Here is a 21,687-nt window from a genome sequence, read left to right on the forward strand (position 1 = left end):
CTGTCCGGCGATTGGCCGGACAAGCCTTTTTCCTGTTTCTTCTATATATTATTTATCTTCGCCTATAAGGCCGCTGTGAAATACCCTGTACAGGGTTCCAAACAATAATTCCTGTTCAATCGGCTTTGTCAGATATTCATTAATGCCTGCCTTTTCTGCTTCCTGCCGCTCATCCTCAAAAGCATTGGCAGTCATCGCAATGATCGGCATCCTGCCGGCATCCGGATGATCTGAGCTCCGTATCCTCCTCGTAGCCTCCAGGCCGTCCATATGCGGCATGCGGATATCCATGAGCACAGCCTGATAGGTCCCGGAACGGGCAGACAGGAATTTTTCCACAGCTATCCGTCCGTCTTCTGCCGTATCCACCTGAATTCCTCTCATCTCCAGGAGCGTCTGGGCGATTTCCCTGTTTATCTCGCTGTCCTCCACCAAAAGCACGCGCTCGTGGTCAAAGGCTGTCTCTTCTTTAAGCTGACGTTTTTCTTCCGTCATGTCTGTCTTTGCAGCCTGCCGCAGCACCGCTCCAAGTGTGCTGGTAAAAAACGGCTTAGCTAAAAACAGATCCACACCTGCGGCGCGGGCTTCCTCCTCTACATCGCTCCAGTCATACGCCGACATTACGATCACCAGGATATCCTTCCCTACAATCCTTCGTATCTGGCGGGCTGTTTCCACTCCATCCATCCCGGGCATCTTCCAGTCGATGATCGCCACATCGAATTTTTCTCCACGGTCTGATCTGCGGCGCACTGATTCCACAGCCTCAGCTCCCGAGACCACCCACTCAACCTTTACTCCCATATGATTCAAGATAGCCTGGGCCTGCTCGCAGACAAAAGGATCGTCATCCGTCACCAATACTTCCATATCCTCAGGAAACATGCAGTCCTCTGCCGGACCGTTCCCGGTCCGCTGCAGCGGAAGCTCTACTGTAAAACAGGTTCCTTCTCCCTGGCCGCTCTCAGCTGCGATGCTTCCGTCCATCATTCGAAGAAGATTCTGAACAATGGAAAGGCCTAACCCGCTTCCTTCAAACACTCTTCCGCTTTCCTGTGATTCCTGTTCAAACGGCTGGAACATTTTCTGCTGGAATTCTTCCGATATTCCAATTCCGTCGTCGGACACCTGAATCCGGAGCCATTCCTTGTCTTTCGTCTGCCGCATAGATTCCAGCCGAAGAGATACATGGCCGCTCTCTCCAGTATACTTCACCGCATTGGAAAGCAGGTTCATGAGTATCTGGTTTATCCGCAGAGAATCCCCGATATATGTGCTTTCCAAGCGCTCGTCGACCATCACGGTAAATTCCTGTCTTTTCGCGCTGGCCTGAGCATAGATCATCTGGGTCACACTCTGCACCAGCTCCCGGAAATCAAACGGCTCTTTTGCAAGATCCATCTTTCCACTCTCTATCTTTGACATGTCCAGAACATCATTCAGAAGAGAAAGAAGATATCTGGCCGACAGTCCGATCTTTCCCAGGCAGTCCCTCATTTTTTCTTTATTGTCCAGGCTGACCGCCGCTATGGCAGTCATACCGATAATCGCATTCATCGGAGTGCGGATATCATGGGACATACGGGAAAGGAAATCGCTCTTTGCCAGACTGGCCTGCTCTGCCAGGGAAAGGGCATCCTGCAGCGCCTGCTTCTGGCGCTCCTGCTCTTTCTTCTGTCTGTCGACATTCTTCATATATATCATGGCCCGCAGCTCTCCGTCCACATTCTCCAAAAGCTGCATGTTCATGGTAAACCAATAATACTGCCCGTCCGGGCATTTGTTTCGGAATTCCATAAAATGTTCGCTCTGGCGTTCCTTAAAGCTTTCCGTCAGCCGCTCCGGCGCAAAATTGTCCTTAAATTCTTCGCGGTAATCCGGATGGATATATTCCCAAAGCACCCGTTCGAAATGCTCTTTCACAGACTCCGCCATGCGGAAGGACTCCGGATACCCCTGGAAACCTTTCCACGCATAGGCTTCTCCGCCTGTCAGGTTCCACTCGTAGATCGCATCATAAAAATGGTTCACCGAGGTCAGCAGCCGTTCATTGGCTATCCGGCTCTCCGCCCTGGCCATATAAAGCTCATGGATATCCCGGAAGGTCAGCAGCATCACATTCACTTCCTCATCCTCCAGCAGATTCCCCATCAGCTCGCACCACCGGTAGTGTCCTTCCTCATCCAGCCGGCGCGCCTCCAGAAGCAGCTTTTTCCTCCCCTCTTTCGCATTTTTTCTGATATTTTCCATGGAAAATATGGAGAAAAACCGGCCCCGGTCCTCCGGGTGAATAAGATTCCCTCCGTACTCTTTACAAAATAAGGTGAAATCCTCCTGCTCTTTAATGGCCTCCATCCCGCTGCTGGATTTATATGCCATAAAACGGCCTGTCTCAACATCCAGCACCAGGAGCTCTCCGAACAGCGTCATGATGCTCGCGGTCATCAGCGTCTCCCTGGAGCGGTACAGCTCCTCCCTCTGTTTCAGCTGTGTGATATCCCGCAGAGTCCCCACGACCCGCTCTTTTTCTCCGTCCTTACGAATCAGGTCACCCTGCACCAGATACCAGCGGTAGCCGCTCCCTCCATAAGGGATGATACGCACCTCCGCCTGTCTCAGTTCCCCTCCCAGGACACTGTCCACCAGACCAATATCCTCCGGATGCAGAATATCTCTCATTATCTGCCGGTAGTTCTCCAGTCTGGCGGCACGTCCGCCTATTTCCGGGTTTTCCTGGCTCAAGAACAGATCCTCCTCCGGAAAATATTCAAAAAAAACATCTGCAGCACTTTCCACAGCGATCTTATATTTCATCCGTTCCTGTTTAAGCTCTTCTTCTGTCTCTTTGCGGCCGGTGATATCCAGGACTGTCATTGTGTATTCAGGAACTCCGTCCTGCTCTCCTGTCATTTTTCCTTCCAAGTGAAGCCAGATACATCTTCCCATGCTGTCCGTGGACTGTCCGTCCAGGCGGATCGGTTTTCCTGCCGCCGCGCAGGAACGGCAGTATGCCAGATCCGCTTCCCTCTCTTTCCCCTGAAACAGATCTGCCGCCTTTCGTTCGTTTCCCTCCATTATCCCGAACATCTCCCGGAAATTCCGGCTCATGCTCAGGATTGTAAAGGATTCATCCGCCAGACATTTCACAATGCCTCCCGGAAGGCTGTCATAAACTGCCTGCCGCTCCCTTTCTTTCTTCTTCTGGGCCAGTCTTTGTTCATGGATATTTTTGCACAAGGTAATCTCCATCACATCATCACTCAATGTGTTCTCCAGAAATATCACTTGTACGCTGACCCATTGATAGCTTCCGTCACGGTAAAGCTGAAGAAATTCCAGTCCCAGCTCTTTTATGCCGTTTTTGTAGTCTTCCAAAAGCTTTTCCCGTCCAAAGGTGCGGATATACTGTTCCTGGTAATCCGGGTGTACTGTCCTGGAGGCCAGAAACGGCAGATCGTCAAACTTTCCGGAAGAAGGTGGAAGATAGGATTCTGATGACTGAAATTCTACCATTGAATAAGTATTCTTCGTCAGATTCACCGAATATATGACGGGATAGACTTTCCCGGCCACCGCCGCCAGCTTTTCCCGCTCCAATTCCAGTTCCTGTTCCTGGATACTGAAGGTATGGGGAGTCACCGATATCAGGTAAGCCGGTATTTCCTCCGGCCCCCAGTCAATCTTCGTCGCTGAAATATCCACCACCTTTCCAAACGGATCATCATAGCTCACCGTGGTATTACTTTCCTTCTTTCCAAGAGTCAGAAGAGGACAGTTTTTACAGTACCCTTCCCATATTTCATGGCAGACATGACCAATCTGGATACCGGGACTGACTGCTTTTACCCTGTCATTAAAAAACAGCAGTTCATGAGTATCCCTCCGAATTGCATAGACGGCGGTATCACCCATATGGTTTAAGATCTTCTCCAGCATTTGGCTGCCGTTTTTCCCTTTTTCCTTATTCATCTCCCTATTCCTTCCAATTCCCTTCTCCCGTATCACTCTATTTTACCTGAATCGCCTTGTGGGGGCACATTTCCTGACAGCAAAAACAACGAATACACTTTTTATAATCATATACGGGAGGATTCATTCGCCCATCCGCAAATGCCACCGCTTTTCCGTCCACCGGACAGCTGTCCACACAGACACCGCATTTTACGCATTTATCCTGAAGTATATACGGTTTTTTCTGAAAGACATTGAACAGTCTCCCAAGCCTTACCCAGAAGTCACTTTTAGCCCTTCTTCTGTCTGCCCGGAAGCTTCCGTTTCCATATCTCTCAAAAGCCTCCTTCACGGTAATCTCTCTCGCCCGGGTCCGGCCGTCCGCCGCAGCGGAGCTGTCCGCTTCCCCATCCTCCAGAAGAATCAATTCTATCTTCTCTTCCTGCCAGCTTCCCAGCCCCATTTTCTCTCCGTGATAGTTGGTAGGGACCAGGTCCGGCTTCAGGTCGATAAGATGACAGAATATGCTGTCCATGGCCACCGGGTCTCCGGACAGAAGAAGCACATTCATGGACACCGGGTCGCCAGACGTGGGGCCATTCCCTTCCATCGCCGTGATTCCGTCCATCACATAAAGCCTGGGGGCAAGAAACCGGTTCAGATCCACCAGCATCCTGGCGAAGCTGTCGGCACTCGGATACTGAGTGTGTCCCTTTGCCTTATGGAGGCCGTAGACACAGCCATACATATTTTTAACGGCCCCGGTCACCCGCTCCAGGGCATGGGTCTTCATTTTACAGATGTTGATGAGCGCGTCCGCCTCTGCCGCTTCCTTTGACAGAAAAAAGGCTTTCGCCTGAACGCCTTCTTTATAGGGCACTTTTCCCATCCCTGTAAATTCCACCACAGGCACGCCATATTTTTCAAGTACCGAATCTAAGCCGGCTCCGGCTGCCGTGCTCAGAGCCGATCCGACTCCACAGGAATCCCCTGCCGACACGTTCCTCACTCCGGCTTCTTTCAAAAGCCTGGCCACGGCGCCCACTACAGACGGATGTGTGACCACTGCCCTGGAAAGCTCCGCCTTCCTCACCAGATTGGGCTTTAAAAGCACCTTTTCCTCAGGGGTCACAAAATTTTCAATCCCTCCCAAAAGCCCGATCCCCGCTTTTATTTTTTCATATACGGTCTCTTCCTCGTAAGTATCGCAGGGAATCAGAACCACCCTGCTCCTTTCCATAAACGCCATATAAAAAGTCCTCCGTTATCACTTGAAGTTCCCTCTCTTCTCTGCTACAATTTATCCAGCCGGCAGCCCCTGTCCGGGATAAATCTCAAAAGACAAAGGAGTCTTCGATTATGAAGCAACAGGTAAATTTACTGAAAGGAAAGATTTTTCCTGCCCTTACGGCTCTTGCCCTGCCCATCATGCTCACGTCTTTGGTTCAGATGGCCTACAATCTGACCGACATGATATGGATCGGACGTCTCTCTGCCGATGCCGTGGCCGCCGTAGGAGCCGCCAGCATGTTCTCCTGGCTTTCAAGGGGAATGGGCATTGTGGCCCGAATGGGAGGCCAGGTACTCGTAGCCCAGAAGCTCGGCTCCGGCAAGGAAGAGGAAGCCGTCTCATACGCTCAGGCCTCCGTTCAGATGGGGGTATTCCTGTCTGTCGTCTTTGGCCTGATCACCGTCTTTTTCTGTAAGCCTTTGATTGCTTTTTTTAAATTGAATTCTTCTGTCGTGATCGCAGATGCCGAAATCTATCTGGCTATCACTTGCGGACTCGTGATATTTTCTGTCATGAATCAGATATTCACCGGTCTTCTGACCGCGATGGGCAACAGCCGTATTTCATTTCTGTCCAACACCATCGGTATGGTCATCAATATCTTCCTGGACCCACTCCTCATCTTTGGCTGGGGTCCCATCCCCGCCATGGGAGTCGCCGGAGCGGCCATTGCCACAGCAGCTTCCCAGGCCATCGTTTTTTTGCTCTTCCTCTTAGCGGTCCGAAAGGAGCCTGTCATTTTCTCAAAAATCAGACTGCTTCGTAAACCCGACGGAGAAAAAATAAAAGCCATTACAAAGATCGGACTTCCTTCTTCCCTTCAAAGCATGGCCTTTTCAGCTATTTCCATGATAATCGCCAGAGTCATAGCCGGATGGGGCGACGCCGCTGTGGCTGTCCAGAAGGTAGGCAGCCAGATTGAATCAATCTCCTGGATGACCGCAGAAGGATTTTCCGCCGCCGTCAACGCTTTCGTCGCTCAGAATTTCGGGTCCGGGAACTGGTCCCGGGTGAAAAAAGGATATCAGACCTCAATGGCCGTGGTGCTGGCCTGGGGGCTCCTCTGCACGGTCATTTTATTCACCGTCCCGGAATTCATTTTCCGGATTTTCATCCCCGACCCTGAAATCCTGCCCATGGGGGTCCAATACCTGAAAATACTCAGCTATTCCCAGCTTTTCATGTGTATCGAAATCACCACCTCCGGCGCTTTCAGCGGACTTGGGAAGACTATGCCCCCATCCCTGATAGGAATCATATTCACAGTGGCCAGGATCCCCGCCGCTATTTTACTCATGAACACAAGCCTTGGTCTGGACGGCATCTGGTGGAGCATAACCGTATCCAGCGTTTTCAAAGGTATTTTCCTGTTCCTCTGGTTTCTTGTCTTCATGCGCCGGTTTGGAAAAAAATTCTCACCGGACTGATACGGAGACACCGTCTCTTCCACAATATGCTTCTGTACACACAGGGCCCTGGATTTCAGGGTCCTTTTCCTTATTCATGATTTCATCAGCTGCCATTAAAACTTCTTCATCATCAGATTCCAGCGCAAAGAACAGCCGGCGGGGCATGCCGACGTACAGCTTCCGCCCGCCCGAAACAGGAATTTCCGCCTCTATCCGTTCTTCGCCAAAGACCATCTGATTCCGTACCGACTCCCGCTCATAACACTCTCTCACAATTCCATAGACTGCGTCATAATACGCCCGGAAATATGCAGCAGGCGGAAATGAGATCTCCAGTCCTTCCGAAGCTGCGGCGGTGGTTTTAACACGGACAGAGAGGCACCTGGAGCCATAATATGTCATACAGGAATCTGCCCTGCAGGGCGTATGTCCATTGACCGTCAGAATTTCTTCCGCGCTTTTACAGCCTTCCTTCAGCGCCTTTCCGCTGTTGTTGCTTCTCCCTATGGCCTCCCAGACGCTGAAACAAACATCCGTTCCTTCCCGGTATCCAATCATATCCCTCCGCCTCTTTCCGTGGTAGCGGAGATTCTCCTGTCCCTGCTCCAGCCTCACCAGCTGCAGGGGGACGAGATAATCCACACCGTACACCTTGCCGCTCACCAGCTTTGTGATGAACATGCCCAGGTAATAGGAGATCAAAGACCGCATGCTCTCATCCAGTTCCAATATCCGGTCGGATTTCCGCAGATATTCTCCCTGGGCCTCCAGAGAATATTCTACCAGCGAGATTCTTCGGCTGATTCCTGTACCCGGCTTCTCCGAATATCCGGTCATCAGCCGTTCTTCCGGTATCCCGCAGGTAACGGCCGCGTGGAGAAGTTCTCCTCCTGAAATAGTAAGATCCGTATCCTCTTTCAGAAATCCTTCTCCGCCGGAATGGCCGTCGGCCTCCACACTGAGCTTATAAGTTCTTATTTCATCCAGCTTCATGACCTCCTCCTTTCCATATCTACGCTGCATCTATCCGTTCTTTTAACAACTCGGCAGCCTGTGACCGGCGCCGTTTTTCCGGAAGCTCCTCCGGCCGGCATTCCCATGCATAGTCTGTGATTCCCTGTCCCGTATTGGGATTGCTCCTGGAATAAAAATAATCTCCCGCAAAGGCCGAGATCAACACGACACACAGCAGAATCCTGACTTTTATGGGAATCTTCTTTATCAGACTGTTCATGATGAGCGGAGCCAGTATGTAGATGAATGCACATCCGCCCAGGCCAAATACCAGCAGCCCTTCCGCGCAGATACGTCCGTCCAGATTCAAGAAATATCCGCTGTAATCCCACCACTTCACACCGTTGTGGGTGATCTCCAGATACCAGCTGGTGAAATATTCCACACATCCGCAGACCACCACTGTCAGGAAAAATGTCACGACTGGATGATCACGGAATTTCTTAAGAAGCACCAGCACAAGGACTCCACCGGAACCATAGATCGGCAGCCAGGGCCCATGGAATACTCCCCGGTTCACAAACTGGCCGTTCTGCACCAGGTGCAGCCCGACTTCCCAGCACCAGCCTACAAAGGAAAAGATGAAAAACAAGAGGATTATGCCTGTGATACCGTATTTACAGTGATAATCCACATTCATGCGGTAACGTCTCTCGGACTCCGGCACGGTAAACAGCACGGACGGGTATTCCTCACTCACATCAAGAGGCTGCTCCCATGCCGCTTTCGCTTCTTCTCTCCAGCTCTGTGACTCGGACATCTTAGCCGCGCGCTCCATCGCCGCCCGAAGCTCTTCTTCCGCAGGCGGCGCCGTCAGATACCGGTCCGTAAAGACATGACAGTATTCTGCATTTTCCTCCATCGCTTTTCTTCGGAGCGTCAGATACAGTTCTGCCCTTACACCCGCTTTGTAAGGGTTGGCATAGAAGATGTTTACAAGTCCAAGGGTCATAAGGCTCAAAAGACTCCATCCAATGAAAGAGCAGTCCAGAAGAAACGCTTTCCACTTATTGCCGTTCATCATCCTCCTGGATACGCGGATGGCTTCTCTTCCGTGCAGATTTGGATTTTCCGCGGCCAGATACGGAACCATCATATAGGAATATCCCTTGATCCAGCCTCCTATGATAGTCAGTGACCACAGCCACTGATATAAGAACTTCCTCGCCATGATCCTGGTCACTTTCCAGACCCGGCGTATCTTATACAGATAGAGGACCCGTTTTCCGGCAGTATTTTTGTAGGTATCCGCCTCCATAAAAAAACGGCAGCCCCCCACCTGAATAATATTCTGGACCAGCAGCCACCAGAAGAACAGAAGCGCGGCTCCTGCTGCCGCCGAGATTAAGGACAGCCAGGCCCCCTTAACCATCGGTTTCAGGAGCATGGCGATAATCCCGGAAAAAATAGAACCTGTCGCTACCGTATGGTTAAAAACAGAAGAAAAGACCCCCCTCTTATACGGGCTGTTCTCAACAATCTCTTCTTCTGTCTGATTTCGTTCTGAAAATTCTTCCAGGATAATATCGGAAAACCGTTTCGTCTGCACGTCGTTGAAATCGGACACGGTATTGTCCTGCACTACGTTTGAAATCTCTTTAGAGGAGTCGTATGAGAACACAGCAGAAAAAGTCCCGTTATAGCTCCCTGCAATAAACGCTACGATAAAGCTGACGGCGATCACCCGCCAATAATGCTTCTTTATGATCCCCCGGCTTTTTCTCTTCAGTTCCCCTCTTTTCCACATACTCTATGTCCTTTCATTCAACCTTTATCTTGTCTGTGCCCTCCCCCGGAAGGCCCTCTGTCCCCAACGGCAAATCTTTTACCATCATAACACAAAACGCCCCGGCTGTATAGACAGCGGGGCGTCTGAAACTTCTTTCCAATTTTCGTTACTGCTCCAAGACCTCTCTTAAGAAATCCTTTAGCTTTCTGGTGGAAGCGTCCATGGCTTCCTGTTCGCGGATACTCATGGGAATACGGACAGTCTTTGCGATTCCCTCTCTATTGAGGACGCAGGGCATACTGATGGCCACGTCACTCCAGTCCTCGAATTCCTCTCCCAGCACATGAGCAACGGGAAGAACTGCGTTCTCGTCGTCGGTGATGGCCTCCACGATACGGGATACGGTCATGGCGATTCCATAGAAGGTGGCGCCTTTCAGGGAGATCACTTCGGCTCCTGAATCACGGGCACGTTCAAATATCTCCTCCATATCCAGCTTCTGGCCGCTCTCTGCCATAAAGCTCTCCACCGAATTTCCTCCGATGGTCGCCCGGCTCCAGATAGCTACCTGGCTGTCTCCATGCTCACCCAGGATGAACGCGTTGACGTCACATACATCCACGTTGCATTTATCGCTGATGAAATAGCGGAATCTCGCGGTATCCAGCGCGGTGCCTGTACCGATTACCCTCTCTGAAGGGAGTCCGGACTCTTTCTGAACCACATAGGTCATGATATCGACCGGATTGGAAACCACAATGATCATGGGGTTTTCTGCATATTCCATAATATTCTTTGTAATACTCTTAATGATCGATACATTGGTCTTGGCAAGATCCAGTCTGGTCTGACCGGGTTTTCTCGCGATACCAGCAGTGATGATGATAATTTCCGCATCCGCACATTCGTCATATCCGCCCTTGCGGATTTTTGCCTGACGGAAGAAAGCGGTGCCATGGGCAATGTCCAGAGCGCTTCCCATGGCCCTGTCCTCGTTAAGATCCACCAACACGATTTCACTGGCCTGGCGCCGCAGCATCAGAGTATAGCCGATAGCTTCTCCCACGTTACCTGCTCCGATGACTACGATTTTGCTCCTCTGTAAGATTGTCATTTCTCTTTGTCTCCTTTTTTCGTCGTTTTTGCATAGATGCCGGTGCTCCGGCGGTCATTAATCACTGTTAAGATTCCGTTAAGGCTTTAACAATTATCCTTGATTATAATAACCTATAATTGTATTTTTATCAATACATATTTTCAGAAAATATTTACCAAGTTGTCTGAATATTGAATTTCAGGACAAAGTATGTTATAATGGATAAAATATCGCCTGAAATGAAGTGAGGGAAACGTCATGAAAATACAAGAATCTGCTGAAAATTATCTGGAGACCATATTGATTTTAAGTCAGAAGAAAGCGAATGTCCGTTCCATCGATATTGCCAATGAACTGGAATTTTCAAAGCCCAGCGTCAGTGTCGCCATGAAAAATCTTCGCCAAAACGGCTCCATCGTCATGGACGAGGACGGCTTCATCACGCTGACCGATGCCGGCCGCCAAATCGCCGAGACGATCTACGAACGCCATACCCTCATCTCCAGCTGGCTCATCCAGCTGGGCGTATCGGAAAAAACCGCAAGAGAAGACGCCTGCCGAATGGAGCACGTCATCAGTGCGGAAAGCTTCGCGGCCATTAAACGGCATGTCTCGGTGAGCCCAAAAGCACCGGACGATAAATAAGACCAGGCGGACTGATATCCGCCTGGTCTTATTTTTATTACACCCCGACCATATGCCGCACAGCTCACTTCAGTATCTCGTCAAGAAAGCTCTTCCCCGCGATCGCTCCCTCCAATCCAAAATAGTCCAGGATTGTCTTCCCTATATCGGCAAAGCTCTCCCTGGTGCCGATATTCACGCCAGACTTCACTGGTTTCCCCACAGTCACCACCGGTATATATTCCCTGGAATGGTCGGTGGAGGGCGTAGAAGGATCGCAGCCATGGTCGGCCGTCACCATGAGGATATCTTCCTCTTTAAGGAGGGACAGGAGCTCCGGCAGCCTCGCATCAAAATAGCTCAGAGCTTCCGCATACCCGTCCACATCATTTCTGTGACCGTACAGCATGTCATAGTCTACCAGATTTGTAAAGCAAAGCCCTTCAAAATCCTGTTTCATATATTCAATGGTCTTTTCGATTCCGTCCGCATTATCTACAGTTCGGACAAATTTTCCGATACCCTTACCGGCAAATATATCGTTGATCTTTCCTACGGCCAACACATCTTTCCCGTTTTTAAGGAGAACATCCAGCATAGTGTCTCCGGGAGGCGTCAGGGAAAAATCATGTCTTCTTTCTGTTCTCTCAAAGCCTCCCGGCTCCCCGACAAAGGGTCTGGCAATGACTCTTCCTACCCCATATTTTCCGGTGCAGAGTTCTCTGGCCGTCTCACAGATCCGGTAAAGCTCATCCACCGGCACCACTTCTTCATGAGCGGCTACCTGAAACACACTGTCCGCAGATGTGTAGACAATCAAATCTCCCGTTTCCATGTGCTTTTCTCCAAAATCCCGTATGGCCTCGGTGCCGGAATAAGGACGGTTGCAGAGCACTCCCCTTCCTGTGCGTCTCTTAAACTCATCCAGGAGCTCATCAGGAAAGCCTTCCGGAAAGGTGGGCATCGGCGCTTCTGATATGATTCCTGCAATCTCCCAGTGGCCCGTAGTCGTATCCTTTCCCTTCGAGGCCTCTGCCAGGCGTCCGACCGCCCCGTCAAAAACCCCCTCGTTTTTATCGTTCCATTCTGCCACCCCGTCAATGTGAAAAAGCCCAAGCCTCCTCATATTCGGCATGGAGAACCGGCGGCTCTTCGCCGCGGCTCTCAGAGTATTGCTTCCGGTATCTCCATATTCTCCTGCATCAGGCATTTCCCCAACGCCAACACTGTCCAGTACGATCAATATTATTCTTTTCATATTCCACTCTCCTGTATTCCTATTGTATTCCCAAAATTTCTTTTTCATCCGCTGCACAAAGCAAAAGGGAGCACCTCTGCAGACCGCAGACGGATACTCCCTTTTCAAACCATCTATTCCATTCGCGCTGTCCGGCGTCTCCTGCCCATAAAAGCAACGGAGATCATATCCCCATCATACCAGAATGAACCAGAAATTCAAGGCAGATCCCAACAGCCCTATTCTCTTTTTATCATTTCAGCCTTTTGCTTCTCCCGCTCCCGCCGGAACCACAATATCGGGAGCTCAGGCGCTTTGTATAATTCTTAACTCCAAAAATAAAGATAAGCAATAACGACAGATAAATTACTGCTGCCATTTTCTCCCTCCTTTGATATTTATATTTCTCCGCGGAAGACTCTCCGGCCGCGAGCTGCCTTTTCATCAGCTGTCCACCAATATCACCGCGCGGAAATCCTTCCCTCTGAGATATCCTCTTTGCTGCAGAAATCCTTTGATCTGTTCATAAAGCTCTGCATCATCCCTTTCTTCTGCCTGGGCACCTCCTGAATAAGCAATCCTGCATTTCATATCACAGTCAAAATCCCAGCCTGCTGTCTGAGTCGACATGCTGCACTCCTTCTTCAGTATTCCCATATCCTGCAGCACGTTTATCGTGCGATAGACCGTCGCCATCCCAATAGATGGATCCTGCTTCAGCGCTTCATAATAAATCTCCTTACTGCAGTGGTATTCATTTTTTAAAATGATCTCTATCAATATCCTTCTCTGCTCCGTAATACGACAGCCTCTGCTCCGCATTTCCCGAATGATCCGTTCTTTATTCCACATCGGCGTCCTCCTCACGGTCTGTCGCTGTGGCAGGCCCCAGGCTCATGGCAGCTGCCACAGCAGCCGCTGCATCCGCCGCAGGATTTCCCCTGCTTCTTACCTCTTCGAATGCTTCTCACCGCCAGGGCTGCAAGCCCCACGACCACCAAAGCGATCAGAATGGTTGCCAGGTTCTCATATAAAAATGCTAACATGATCAAACACCTCTTTCCAGATTCCTGAATCCATAGTTAGAAACAACTAACTATAAGTAGATTAGCATCCATGACCTGATTTGTCAATATCACTTTGATATTTTTACTGGTATGATACTAAATACTTTTTGGAATCATTCTATTAGTCCTAGTCAGGAAATCGGCAGAAGTTCCGAGCCGTCACGATTTCGGTTCGCTGGCGATGCAGGTGCCGCTTTATCCCCGCTCCGGCAGTACCGCTCACATGTCGACAGGAAATCTTTGTGATTTCCCGTCTCCTGTTCGCTCAAAAACGGAATCGGATTTTCCGTTTTTGCCTCCCTCCGCCTGGGGAACACCGGCCGCTGCCCTGCGGCGCTCACCTTTAGGCCGGCTCGGAATCGTTCTGCCGGTTTTCTTTCTGCCGCACCGTTATGAATGTTTTCCATTTTCCTGATTCCAGAAAAGGATTGGATATCCCCAGGGCCCGCACGCCTTACGGCGGCGGGCCTCCGTGGCCGCTCCAATGGCTTTCACAACAAACAAAAGCTTATTTCGGTGCGGGAAGAGGACTTACTCCTGTCACCTCTGACTCTAAAAATGAATTTGTTTGAAAGATATTTAAAGGTATGCTTCCGCACATCTTCTCTCCAGTATCTCGCAAAGTGCGGTCCCGCTGCTGGTATGACAGCGAATGATCTCTATGTTAGCCCGCTTTGCTTCATCCACCGCGCATTTGATCATTTTATGGGAGACCGTATTGGTAAAAAGCACCAGGAGGTCCGGACGTCCTATCTGTTTGTTCATTCCGGCTGCCATCTGAGTGAAGACTTTCGCTTTACAGTTATAGTTCTTGCAGATTTTTTTATATTGACAGACCATACGGTCATGTCCTCCTACGATCACAATGCTCATTTTTTCCCTCCTTGAAGCAATCTGCGATACACGCTTTAAACAGATTCGATGTACAAAGGGCTGCTTTTCAACTGAAAATTTTAACTGATGCCCCTTTTAGTTAGATATAACTAACTCAATTCCATGATACACGATTATCCATTATTTGTACAGGGGAGTAACTGAGAAAGATTCTCAGCTGCTCCCCTGTCCGTTCCTTTTCTTGTTTTAAACCTTCTATCCCAGAGCCACGTCCAGAATCATCATGAGTACAAAACCAATCGCAAATCCCATTGTCCCCAGATTCGAATGTTCTCCCTCCGAGGCCTCCGGAATCAGTTCTTCCACCACCACATAGATCATAGCTCCCGCAGCAAACGCCAGCAGATAAGGAAGAATCGGCACAAAATACTGAGCCAGCAAGATCATAGCCGCCGCTCCCAGCGGTTCTACCACTCCAGAGAGGCTTCCCATGAGGAACGCCCGCCAACGGCTGACGCCGCCTTCGCTTTTCAGAGGCATGGAGATGATAGCTCCTTCCGGAAAGTTCTGAATCGCCATCCCCAGAGCCAGAGCCACAGCGCCGGTCATGGTGATGCCGCTCTCTCCTGACAAAAGCCCCGCGAATACCACACCTACAGCCATTCCTTCCGGGATATTGTGAAGTGTCACTGCCAGAATCAGCATCGTGCTCTTTCTGCAGTTGCTGGCCGGTCCCTCAGGCTTACTGCATTCCAGATGCTGATGCGGTACCCGCTTGTCAAGAAGCAGCAGAAACGCCATGCCAATGAGCATGCCCACAGCCGCCGGCACAAAGGAGAACTTTCCCATATTATCCGAAAGCTCTATGGCGGGAATCAGCAATGACCATACGGAAGCCGCAACCATCACACCGGAAGCGAATCCCAACAGAACTTTCTGTATTCCCGGCCGGATCTTATCCTTCAGGAAAAATACGCAGGCAGATCCCAGCGTCGTCCCTATGAACGGTATCATGATCCCAATCAATATATCCATATGTCTATGCCCTTTCTTTTCTGTTCCTTCATCAGAAGCTCCGCAGCTTATCCGTTCCGTCGTCCACCGTGTTCTCAATGGAGCGGATCACTACGTCATAGCCATAGCTGTCATTGACTCTGACATGTACGGTATCTCCGACTCTGCGGCCGAAGATGGCCCTTCCGATGGGAGACTCTGTGCTGATGTAATGCTTCAGGGAATTCCCCCGCACAGAAGTGACCAGCTTATAAGTCTCTTCCATGTCATCTTCTTCAAAATAAAGCCTGACCGTGTTGTTCAGCCCCACTTCATCATCCCTTGAATCCTCCGGCACCACCTCTGATGTTTTGAGCATCCTCTCCAGATAACGGATACGGCTCTCATTTTGATTCTTATCCTTTTTAGCCGCATGATATTCAAAATTTTCACTCAGGTCTCCGTGAGCCCGCGCTTCCTTCACCGCTTCCAGTGCCTGTTTCCTCACTACCAGCTTCCGGTACTCAATCTCTTCCTCAATCCGTTTCACATCTTTACTCGTCAACTGATTCCGCATTTTCTGACCATCCTTTTCCGCCTATCTCCCCGGATTCCATATCATGTCCCTGGTGATATCCGCCAGAGAAGAAGCGCCGCACATAGACATGGTATCCGCCAATTCTGAACCAATCTTTTCCACATAGGCCCCCACGCCTTCCGCACCACCGCCGTAGACTGCCGTCACGAACGGTCTTGCGATAATGACCGCATCGGCTCCCAGGGCCAAAGCCTTGAACACATCTGTTCCAGAACGGATTCCCCCATCCACAAAAATCTTCATGGAGCCGTCCACAGCTTTGACAATCTCTTCCAAAACCTCCGCCGTGGAAGGACACTGGTCCAGCACACGTCCTCCGTGATTGGAAACCACAATACCTGCTGCCCCGGCTTCCTTCGCCTTCAGAGCGCCTTTTACAGTCATGATACCTTTTACGACAAAAGGCACCCCTTTACAGAAGCCTACGATATTCTTAAGCTCTTCTACGGATTTCCTTCCGGCAGGAGGAGTCATGTTTTTCAGAAAAGGAAGTCCCGCCGCATCCACATCCATGGCCACGGCAAAGGCCCCGGAAGCCGTCACCGCATCCATTTTTTCCAATACCGTTTCCAGATTCCAGGGCTTCACCGTGGGAACGCCTGCACCTCCTGCCCGGCTTATGGCCGCAGTGGCTCCCCTCATCACAGCCGGATTCGTCCCGTCTCCGGTAAATGCGGCAATCCCGGCAGCGGCACAGGCCGATACCAAAACCTCGTTATAGCTTTCATCATTGTATGCTTCTCCGTAGTGAAGATTCACGGCGCCGACCGGTCCCGCAAAAAATGGAAACCGGAAACGTTTCCCGAAAAGCTCCAGCCCGGTGTCCACCGGATCATTGGGACAGAGCGTATCCATATTCACACGAATTTCCTGCCATTTATCATAATTTCGGATTGCCGTATCTCCGGCGCCCTTTGCTCCGGGACCGGGCATCTGGTTCCTGCATGCCCTTCCGTTGCATACGGGACATGCCTTACAATATTTTCCAATACAGGTACGCGCGTTTTCCAACATTTCCTGATATGTCATATTCTCCTCCTGAATTCACCTGGGATTCCCCACCACGATTTTTCTTTATTGTATCTCTTTTTCCCTGTCCAGTCAAAGCAAAAACCGGCTTTTCAAAAGCCGGTCCGTTTGAAGACTATAATCCGCCTGATATACGGCGAAATACTCTTTCCGTCACTCTATTTTTTCAAAATCCGCGGCACCATGCTTGCAAATTGGACAGACGAAATCCTCCGGGAGCGGCTCGCCTTCATATATATATCCGCAGATCCGGCACCGATAACCGGTCTTCTTCGACTTTTCCGGCTTAGGTTTTATATTGCTCTGATAGAAGCCATAGGTCAGAGAAGGCACTTCGCTGAATACCTCTGCATCGGTCACATCCGCGAGAAACATGGTGTGTGTACCCAGATCAATGGAATCCATCACTTTGGCCGATATGTAAGCATTGGTATATTTCGCGACAGCATACAGTCCATTCTCCGTTCTCATGGCCCCTTCCCACTCCTCGAGCTTCTCCGTATCCCGTCCGCTCTGGAAACCGAAATGCTTGATCACAGAGAACGGGACCTCCTCTGTCAGCAAGGACACATTAAAGAGTCCCGTCGCCATTATCATATCATGGGTCTTATTTTGCTTATTGACCGTGATGGAGACGCGGTTTGGAGATGTAGTGACCTGGATAGCCGTATTGATGATGCATCCATTGTCCTTCTCCCCCTCTTTTGCCGTCAGAATATAAAGGCCGTAGCTGATCTTATACATTGCTTTATGATTCATGAAAAACCCCCATTTCCGGAATCCTTCACTTCCAGAAGAATCCATTTTCTTCTACCATACCGCACAGCCCGGCCTTTGTCAATTTATGAATTTTCTGCCAGAAAGACTCAGCTCATCGCTGCTCCGTCCACGGACAGAATCTCTCCCGACACATATGCCGCCATATCACTTGCCAGGAACAAAAATGCATTCGCCACATCCTCCGGCTCTCCAACCTTTTTGAGAGGGATGGACTCGATCAGAGGTTTTAACACCGCATCCGGCACAGCGTCCACCATATCCGTCCTGGTCACCCCGGGAGCTACCGCATTCACGCGGATGCCATCCTTGCCAAGCTCTCTCGCCAGAGATTTCGTAAGACCGTTCACGGCAAATTTTGAAGCCGGATAACCACAGCCGGACGCCTGTCCATAGAGGCTTACCATGGAGCTGGTATTCAGGATCACTCCGCTCTTCTGCTCCCTCATATGAACCGCGGCGGCTTTGGAGCAGTTAAACACCGCTTCCACATTGAGCTCCATGATCTTTTTAAAATCCTTTTCTTTATAATCATAAATGCTTCCCATGGCGGAAATACCTGCATTGTTGACCAGAATATCGATCTTTCCAAGCTTTTCTTTTATCTGATTTATGCATTCCTCCACCTCTGCATAATTTCCCAGATCGGGCCATACACCGGATACCTCATATCCGCTGTTTTCTGCCTTGAGTTTTTCCAGTGCCTTGTCAACTGTCTCTTTTCTGGAACCGCACAGGACTACCGCCGCTCCGTTATCCAGAAACTTTTTTACGATCGCATAGCCGATTCCCCTCGTTCCCCCTGTAACAACAGCTACCTTTCCCTTAAGCATGAATATGCCTCCTTTTCACATATGCGCGATTCAGCGCTTTTGTCTATTTTTTAACGTGTGCAACATATTGATAATACCGAGGATATTCCATTTTGTCAATCCTATGCACACATTTTTCTGTGCATATTCCGCTGTTTTCTTTAAATCTGTTTCTTCCCGAACACAAAGCAGGAGCCGGCCAAGAAAAGAACAGTCAAAACTGCCGTGGTCACGGCAGCCCACGCCAAATCTGCAGTCACGGCAGTCCCCTGAAGCAGGGCCATATTCTGAGAGGCCAGACTCACCGGCAGATACTTTCCGGCCTTCGGTACTATATTAAGAAGAAACTGAAGGACAACGATTCCCCCAGTAAACAAAAGACTGCCATAAATCGTACGAAACAAAACGCCTCCGAACAGAGAAGCGGCAATTAGTAAAATACCGAACAGCCACAGACAGAATACGGAAAACAGAAGTGCGGCGCTCCATGCCTCTCCCCTCCAGAAATACCAAGCATAAAACCAGGCGGTCAGAAAACACAGCAGGTACGCTCCTGTCCAGGCTGCGGAAGCCGCCGTGAACTTAGCAAAGATCACCGTCTTTCGTGGCATCCCTTTCGCCAATATGGTAACTAACGTTCCTTTCCCGTACTCAGACGCCATACTGCCGCTGAACAAAATCACCAAAATGATCAGCCCGATTTGTGTGACATTTTTAAAAAACTGTGCCCAGGCATCCAATGCCGACGGTTCAGCAAGAGCAATTTGCATTCCTTCCGGCATGAACTCTTTCATGAGCTCCGGCAAAAACTTGGCCGCCAGCGGCGACATGATTCCCAGAAGCAGGAAAACAAGCCCCATCACCAGATATTTATAAGTCCTGAAAAACTCCAGGAACTCTTTTTTTGTAAATGCTCCATATTCCCTCATAACACTGCCTCCATAAACAGGTCCTCCAGCCCCGGCTCCTCTATCTCAAACTTAAGAGGTACCATCTCATGGCGTTCAAGCGCCTGCAGGATCTCATTCCCTGTTCTGTCCACATCGGCAGTTCGGATGGCCGCCCCTCTTCCGGATGCTTCCGCATGGATGAATAAATGGCTTAGCTCCGGCAGTCCCCGAAATTTCTTCCACTCTTCTTTTTCCCGGAATTCCACATAGATACCGCTTCTCTTTTTGGCGGCCCGAATCTCTTCCATGGTCCCGCAAAGCGCGAGCTTCCCCTCGTGGAGCACGGCAACCCGGTCGCAGACCCGCTCCACATCAGAAAGAATATGAGTAGAAAAGAGCACCGTAGTCTTCTCAGTGACCTGCTCCAGGATTTCAAGGATTTCTTTTCTTCCCACCGGATCAAGCGCCGACGTGGGCTCGTCGCAGATTAAAAGCTTCGGACTGTGGAGCAGGGCCTGGGCTATTCCAAGTCTCTGTTTCATCCCTCTGGAAAATCCTCCAATCTTCTTTCCATTATTCTTAAGACCCACCATGTCCAAAAGCCGGGTTCCGGCCGCTTCCGTTTCTCCAGGCCCCATCCCCGCCGCGGCTCCGCAGAGCCTCAGATATTCCATGGGCTTCATATAAGAGTAGAACTGGGGCACATCCGGCAGATATCCCACATAACGATTTGTACCAGATTTCCCGTATACTACCGGCTCACCGAATACCTCGATACTTCCGCCGTCCGGCTCCAAAAATCCCAGTATCATTTTCATGGTAGTCGTCTTTCCGGCTCCATTCTGTCCCAAAAACCCGAAGACTGAATGCTCCGGAATTTCAAGGGACATGTCATTTATCACCGTATTAGCGCCAAAACTTTTTTTTAAGCTTTCTATTTTAAGCGCGTTCATTCATCTTCTCCCCTTCCGAAAAGTAAATATATGACCGGCCCAATTATTTGAATAAAGACCACTGCCAGGATCCAGACTGCCCTGTTTCCAAACCGGTAATTCGGATGCCTGAAGATGTGGACCAAAGCCACTGTCATGAGAACCAGTTCAATGATGATGAGCGGCAGTAATAACGGGAGATTTTCCAGTAACACCTTCATATTATATTACCTCCTGAATTCTTTTTCATTTCCTCTACGACTTTCTGATACCGGGGCTCGTTTCTCCATCGGTCCAGATATGGATTTTCCGTGACCCCTTTCAGATATGCCTCTTTTATCATGGCCTCGCTGCGCGGAGCCTGTATTCCCAGCTCCAGCTCCTCCTTCAGCCAGCCGTCAATCTGATTAAAATAACTGTCGCCATGGAGGATTGGCGAAAATTCCGGAGAATAGCAGCATCTTCCATATCGTTCCAGCATGGCCAGGCCTTCTTCCTTATTCTCTGTGACGGCATAATACACAACAGCGGACATATATAACTGGATCATGGCGTTCCAATGCAGACGTTCCATTTGGAACAGCTCTCCGAGCTTCACGGTCCTTCGTATCATCTCCTCGATTCTTTCATCCTTGACAGACGTCCCCGCGATGCTGACGGCGGCATCCCCCACAAGGTACAAAAGATGCTGATACATACAGACCTGGAGGATCTCTTCCGCTTCCCTGACACGGCCCTGTACCCGGTACGCCTCCGACAGAAGCTCCGCATCCTGAGAAAAAGGCCGTATGTGCTCTCCGATGTATTCCGGTACCTTCTCCGGATGTCCAAGCATCAGATGGCACAGAGCTTTCATGGTCAAGGCTGCTTTTCTTTCATCGGCATCTTCGCTCCCCTTTTCCACCCGTTCAATGATCTCCAGCACCCTGTTAAGGACGGGCCCCGGTTCATCTGCAATCCCTGCGTGGTTCAGCAAAAGGGTAATCATCTGTAAAAGCAGAGGATAACAGGAATAATATTTTTTTATGATCTCCTCGCATTCCTCCAGCACCAGATCAAATGATTCTTTTTCAAACCTTCCGGCCAGCCGGCGGTAAAGCTCTTTGATATCTTCCCTTGTCATCTGGGGCTCATAGCCAATCAACTCATCCACGCTGATATCAAAGAAAGCAGCCAGCCTGGGAAGAAGAGTGATATCCGGATAACTCTGGTCATTCTCCCATTTGGAGACCGCAGCCTTGGATACACCAATGTACGCGGCAAGCTCCTCCTGTCCGATTCCCTTTCTGTGACGCTCTTCCACTAACTTCCTGGATATATTTATCTCCCTCATATTCTTCACCTCTTTATTGACAGTATACAGAAGCTTTCAATGAAGTACAAGGGAATGGAGGTTGATTTTAG

22 protein-coding genes are annotated in these 21,687 nt (G+C 50.0%); 2 read left to right on the forward strand and 20 right to left on the reverse strand.

Annotated elements, in window-relative coordinates; genetic code table 11:
• Nucleotides 1–48: 48 nt before the first annotated feature.
• Nucleotides 49–3,969, reverse strand: coding sequence for a PAS domain-containing hybrid sensor histidine kinase/response regulator (locus LQE92_RS04350; RefSeq protein WP_231061761.1), 3,921 nt, complete (start codon nucleotides 3,967–3,969; stop codon nucleotides 49–51).
• A 37-nt stretch (nucleotides 3,970–4,006) separates the two neighbouring features.
• Nucleotides 4,007–5,200 carry a DUF362 domain-containing protein gene (locus tag LQE92_RS04355; RefSeq protein ID WP_231061762.1) on the reverse strand — a complete coding sequence of 398 codons (1,194 nt, stop codon included), beginning with the start codon at nucleotides 5,198–5,200 and terminating at the stop codon, nucleotides 4,007–4,009.
• A 110-nt stretch (nucleotides 5,201–5,310) separates the two neighbouring features.
• Between LQE92_RS04355 and LQE92_RS04360 the strand changes: the two genes are divergently transcribed.
• On the forward strand, nucleotides 5,311–6,669 hold the full coding sequence (locus LQE92_RS04360) for an MATE family efflux transporter (protein ID WP_231061763.1): 1,359 nt from the start codon (nucleotides 5,311–5,313) through the stop codon (nucleotides 6,667–6,669).
• On the opposite strand, the gene LQE92_RS04365 is transcribed toward LQE92_RS04360, so the two are convergent.
• From LQE92_RS04365 to LQE92_RS04375, 3 genes are all read right to left on the reverse strand, one after another.
• A complete protein-coding gene (locus LQE92_RS04365; RefSeq protein ID WP_231061764.1) occupies nucleotides 6,658–7,644 on the reverse strand; it encodes a hypothetical protein in 987 nt (328 codons plus the stop codon). The two genes, LQE92_RS04360 and LQE92_RS04365, sit on opposite strands and share 12 nt — an antisense overlap.
• A 19-nt stretch (nucleotides 7,645–7,663) precedes the next feature.
• Nucleotides 7,664–9,412 (reverse strand): DUF975 family protein, encoded by a 1,749-nt coding sequence (locus LQE92_RS04370; RefSeq protein ID WP_231061765.1) that lies wholly within the window; start codon nucleotides 9,410–9,412, stop codon nucleotides 7,664–7,666.
• 148 nt (nucleotides 9,413–9,560) lie between these two features.
• Nucleotides 9,561–10,508, reverse strand: coding sequence for an L-lactate dehydrogenase (locus tag LQE92_RS04375; RefSeq protein WP_231061766.1), 948 nt, complete (start codon nucleotides 10,506–10,508; stop codon nucleotides 9,561–9,563).
• A gap of 240 nt (nucleotides 10,509–10,748) precedes the next feature.
• On the opposite strand from LQE92_RS04375, the gene LQE92_RS04380 reads away from it, so the two are divergent.
• Nucleotides 10,749–11,135, forward strand: coding sequence for a metal-dependent transcriptional regulator (locus LQE92_RS04380; RefSeq protein WP_231061767.1), 387 nt, complete (start codon nucleotides 10,749–10,751; stop codon nucleotides 11,133–11,135).
• A 64-nt stretch (nucleotides 11,136–11,199) separates the two neighbouring features.
• Here the strand turns inward: LQE92_RS04380 and LQE92_RS04385 are convergent, their stop codons facing one another.
• The 15 genes from LQE92_RS04385 to LQE92_RS04450 all read right to left on the reverse strand — a co-directional run bounded on the left by LQE92_RS04385 (nucleotide 11,200) and on the right by LQE92_RS04450 (nucleotide 21,616).
• Entirely contained in the window at nucleotides 11,200–12,372 is a 1,173-nt protein-coding gene (locus LQE92_RS04385; RefSeq protein ID WP_231061768.1) for a phosphopentomutase, read from the reverse strand.
• 232 nt (nucleotides 12,373–12,604) lie between these two features.
• On the reverse strand, nucleotides 12,605–12,730 hold the full coding sequence (locus LQE92_RS14420; protein ID WP_269141848.1) for a hypothetical protein: 126 nt from the start codon (nucleotides 12,728–12,730) through the stop codon (nucleotides 12,605–12,607).
• Between the two features lie 65 nt (nucleotides 12,731–12,795).
• On the reverse strand, nucleotides 12,796–13,203 hold the full coding sequence (locus LQE92_RS04390; RefSeq protein ID WP_231061769.1) for a Fur family transcriptional regulator: 408 nt from the start codon (nucleotides 13,201–13,203) through the stop codon (nucleotides 12,796–12,798).
• A gap of 11 nt (nucleotides 13,204–13,214) precedes the next feature.
• Nucleotides 13,215–13,397, reverse strand: a complete 183-nt coding sequence (locus tag LQE92_RS04395) for a FeoB-associated Cys-rich membrane protein (RefSeq protein WP_231061770.1) — start codon at nucleotides 13,395–13,397, stop codon at nucleotides 13,215–13,217.
• Between the two features lie 152 nt (nucleotides 13,398–13,549).
• Nucleotides 13,550–13,825, reverse strand: a complete 276-nt coding sequence (locus LQE92_RS04400) for a hypothetical protein (protein ID WP_231061771.1) — start codon at nucleotides 13,823–13,825, stop codon at nucleotides 13,550–13,552.
• 172 nt (nucleotides 13,826–13,997) lie between these two features.
• Complete coding sequence (locus LQE92_RS04405; protein ID WP_231061772.1) at nucleotides 13,998–14,291, reverse strand: DUF2325 domain-containing protein; 294 nt, start codon at nucleotides 14,289–14,291, stop codon at nucleotides 13,998–14,000.
• Between the two features lie 216 nt (nucleotides 14,292–14,507).
• Nucleotides 14,508–15,287 (reverse strand): ZIP family metal transporter, encoded by a 780-nt coding sequence (locus LQE92_RS04410; RefSeq protein WP_231061773.1) that lies wholly within the window; start codon nucleotides 15,285–15,287, stop codon nucleotides 14,508–14,510.
• 31 nt (nucleotides 15,288–15,318) lie between these two features.
• Complete coding sequence (locus LQE92_RS04415) at nucleotides 15,319–15,822, reverse strand: GreA/GreB family elongation factor (protein ID WP_231061774.1); 504 nt, start codon at nucleotides 15,820–15,822, stop codon at nucleotides 15,319–15,321.
• Between the two features lie 21 nt (nucleotides 15,823–15,843).
• Nucleotides 15,844–16,872, reverse strand: a complete 1,029-nt coding sequence (locus LQE92_RS04420) for an alpha-hydroxy-acid oxidizing protein (RefSeq protein ID WP_231061775.1) — start codon at nucleotides 16,870–16,872, stop codon at nucleotides 15,844–15,846.
• Nucleotides 16,873–17,025: 153 nt separating this feature from the next.
• Complete coding sequence (locus tag LQE92_RS04425) at nucleotides 17,026–17,631, reverse strand: flavin reductase (RefSeq protein WP_231061776.1); 606 nt, start codon at nucleotides 17,629–17,631, stop codon at nucleotides 17,026–17,028.
• Between the two features lie 107 nt (nucleotides 17,632–17,738).
• Nucleotides 17,739–18,482 (reverse strand): SDR family NAD(P)-dependent oxidoreductase, encoded by a 744-nt coding sequence (locus LQE92_RS04430; protein ID WP_231061777.1) that lies wholly within the window; start codon nucleotides 18,480–18,482, stop codon nucleotides 17,739–17,741.
• A gap of 140 nt (nucleotides 18,483–18,622) precedes the next feature.
• Nucleotides 18,623–19,390, reverse strand: coding sequence for an ABC transporter permease (locus tag LQE92_RS04435; RefSeq protein WP_231061778.1), 768 nt, complete (start codon nucleotides 19,388–19,390; stop codon nucleotides 18,623–18,625).
• Nucleotides 19,387–20,304, reverse strand: coding sequence for an ABC transporter ATP-binding protein (locus LQE92_RS04440; RefSeq protein WP_231061779.1), 918 nt, complete (start codon nucleotides 20,302–20,304; stop codon nucleotides 19,387–19,389). The genes LQE92_RS04435 and LQE92_RS04440 overlap by 4 nt, the downstream gene beginning before the upstream one ends.
• Nucleotides 20,301–20,504 (reverse strand): PLD nuclease N-terminal domain-containing protein, encoded by a 204-nt coding sequence (locus LQE92_RS04445; protein ID WP_231061780.1) that lies wholly within the window; start codon nucleotides 20,502–20,504, stop codon nucleotides 20,301–20,303. Before LQE92_RS04445 ends, LQE92_RS04440 begins: the two co-directional genes overlap by 4 nt.
• Complete coding sequence (locus tag LQE92_RS04450) at nucleotides 20,501–21,616, reverse strand: helix-turn-helix domain-containing protein (RefSeq protein ID WP_231061781.1); 1,116 nt, start codon at nucleotides 21,614–21,616, stop codon at nucleotides 20,501–20,503. The genes LQE92_RS04445 and LQE92_RS04450 overlap by 4 nt, the downstream gene beginning before the upstream one ends.
• Nucleotides 21,617–21,687: the final 71 nt, after the last annotated feature.

The sequence above is a fragment of the Lientehia hominis genome (assembly GCF_021044755.1).
GTDB lineage: Bacteria > Bacillota > Clostridia > Lachnospirales > Lachnospiraceae > Lientehia > Lientehia hominis.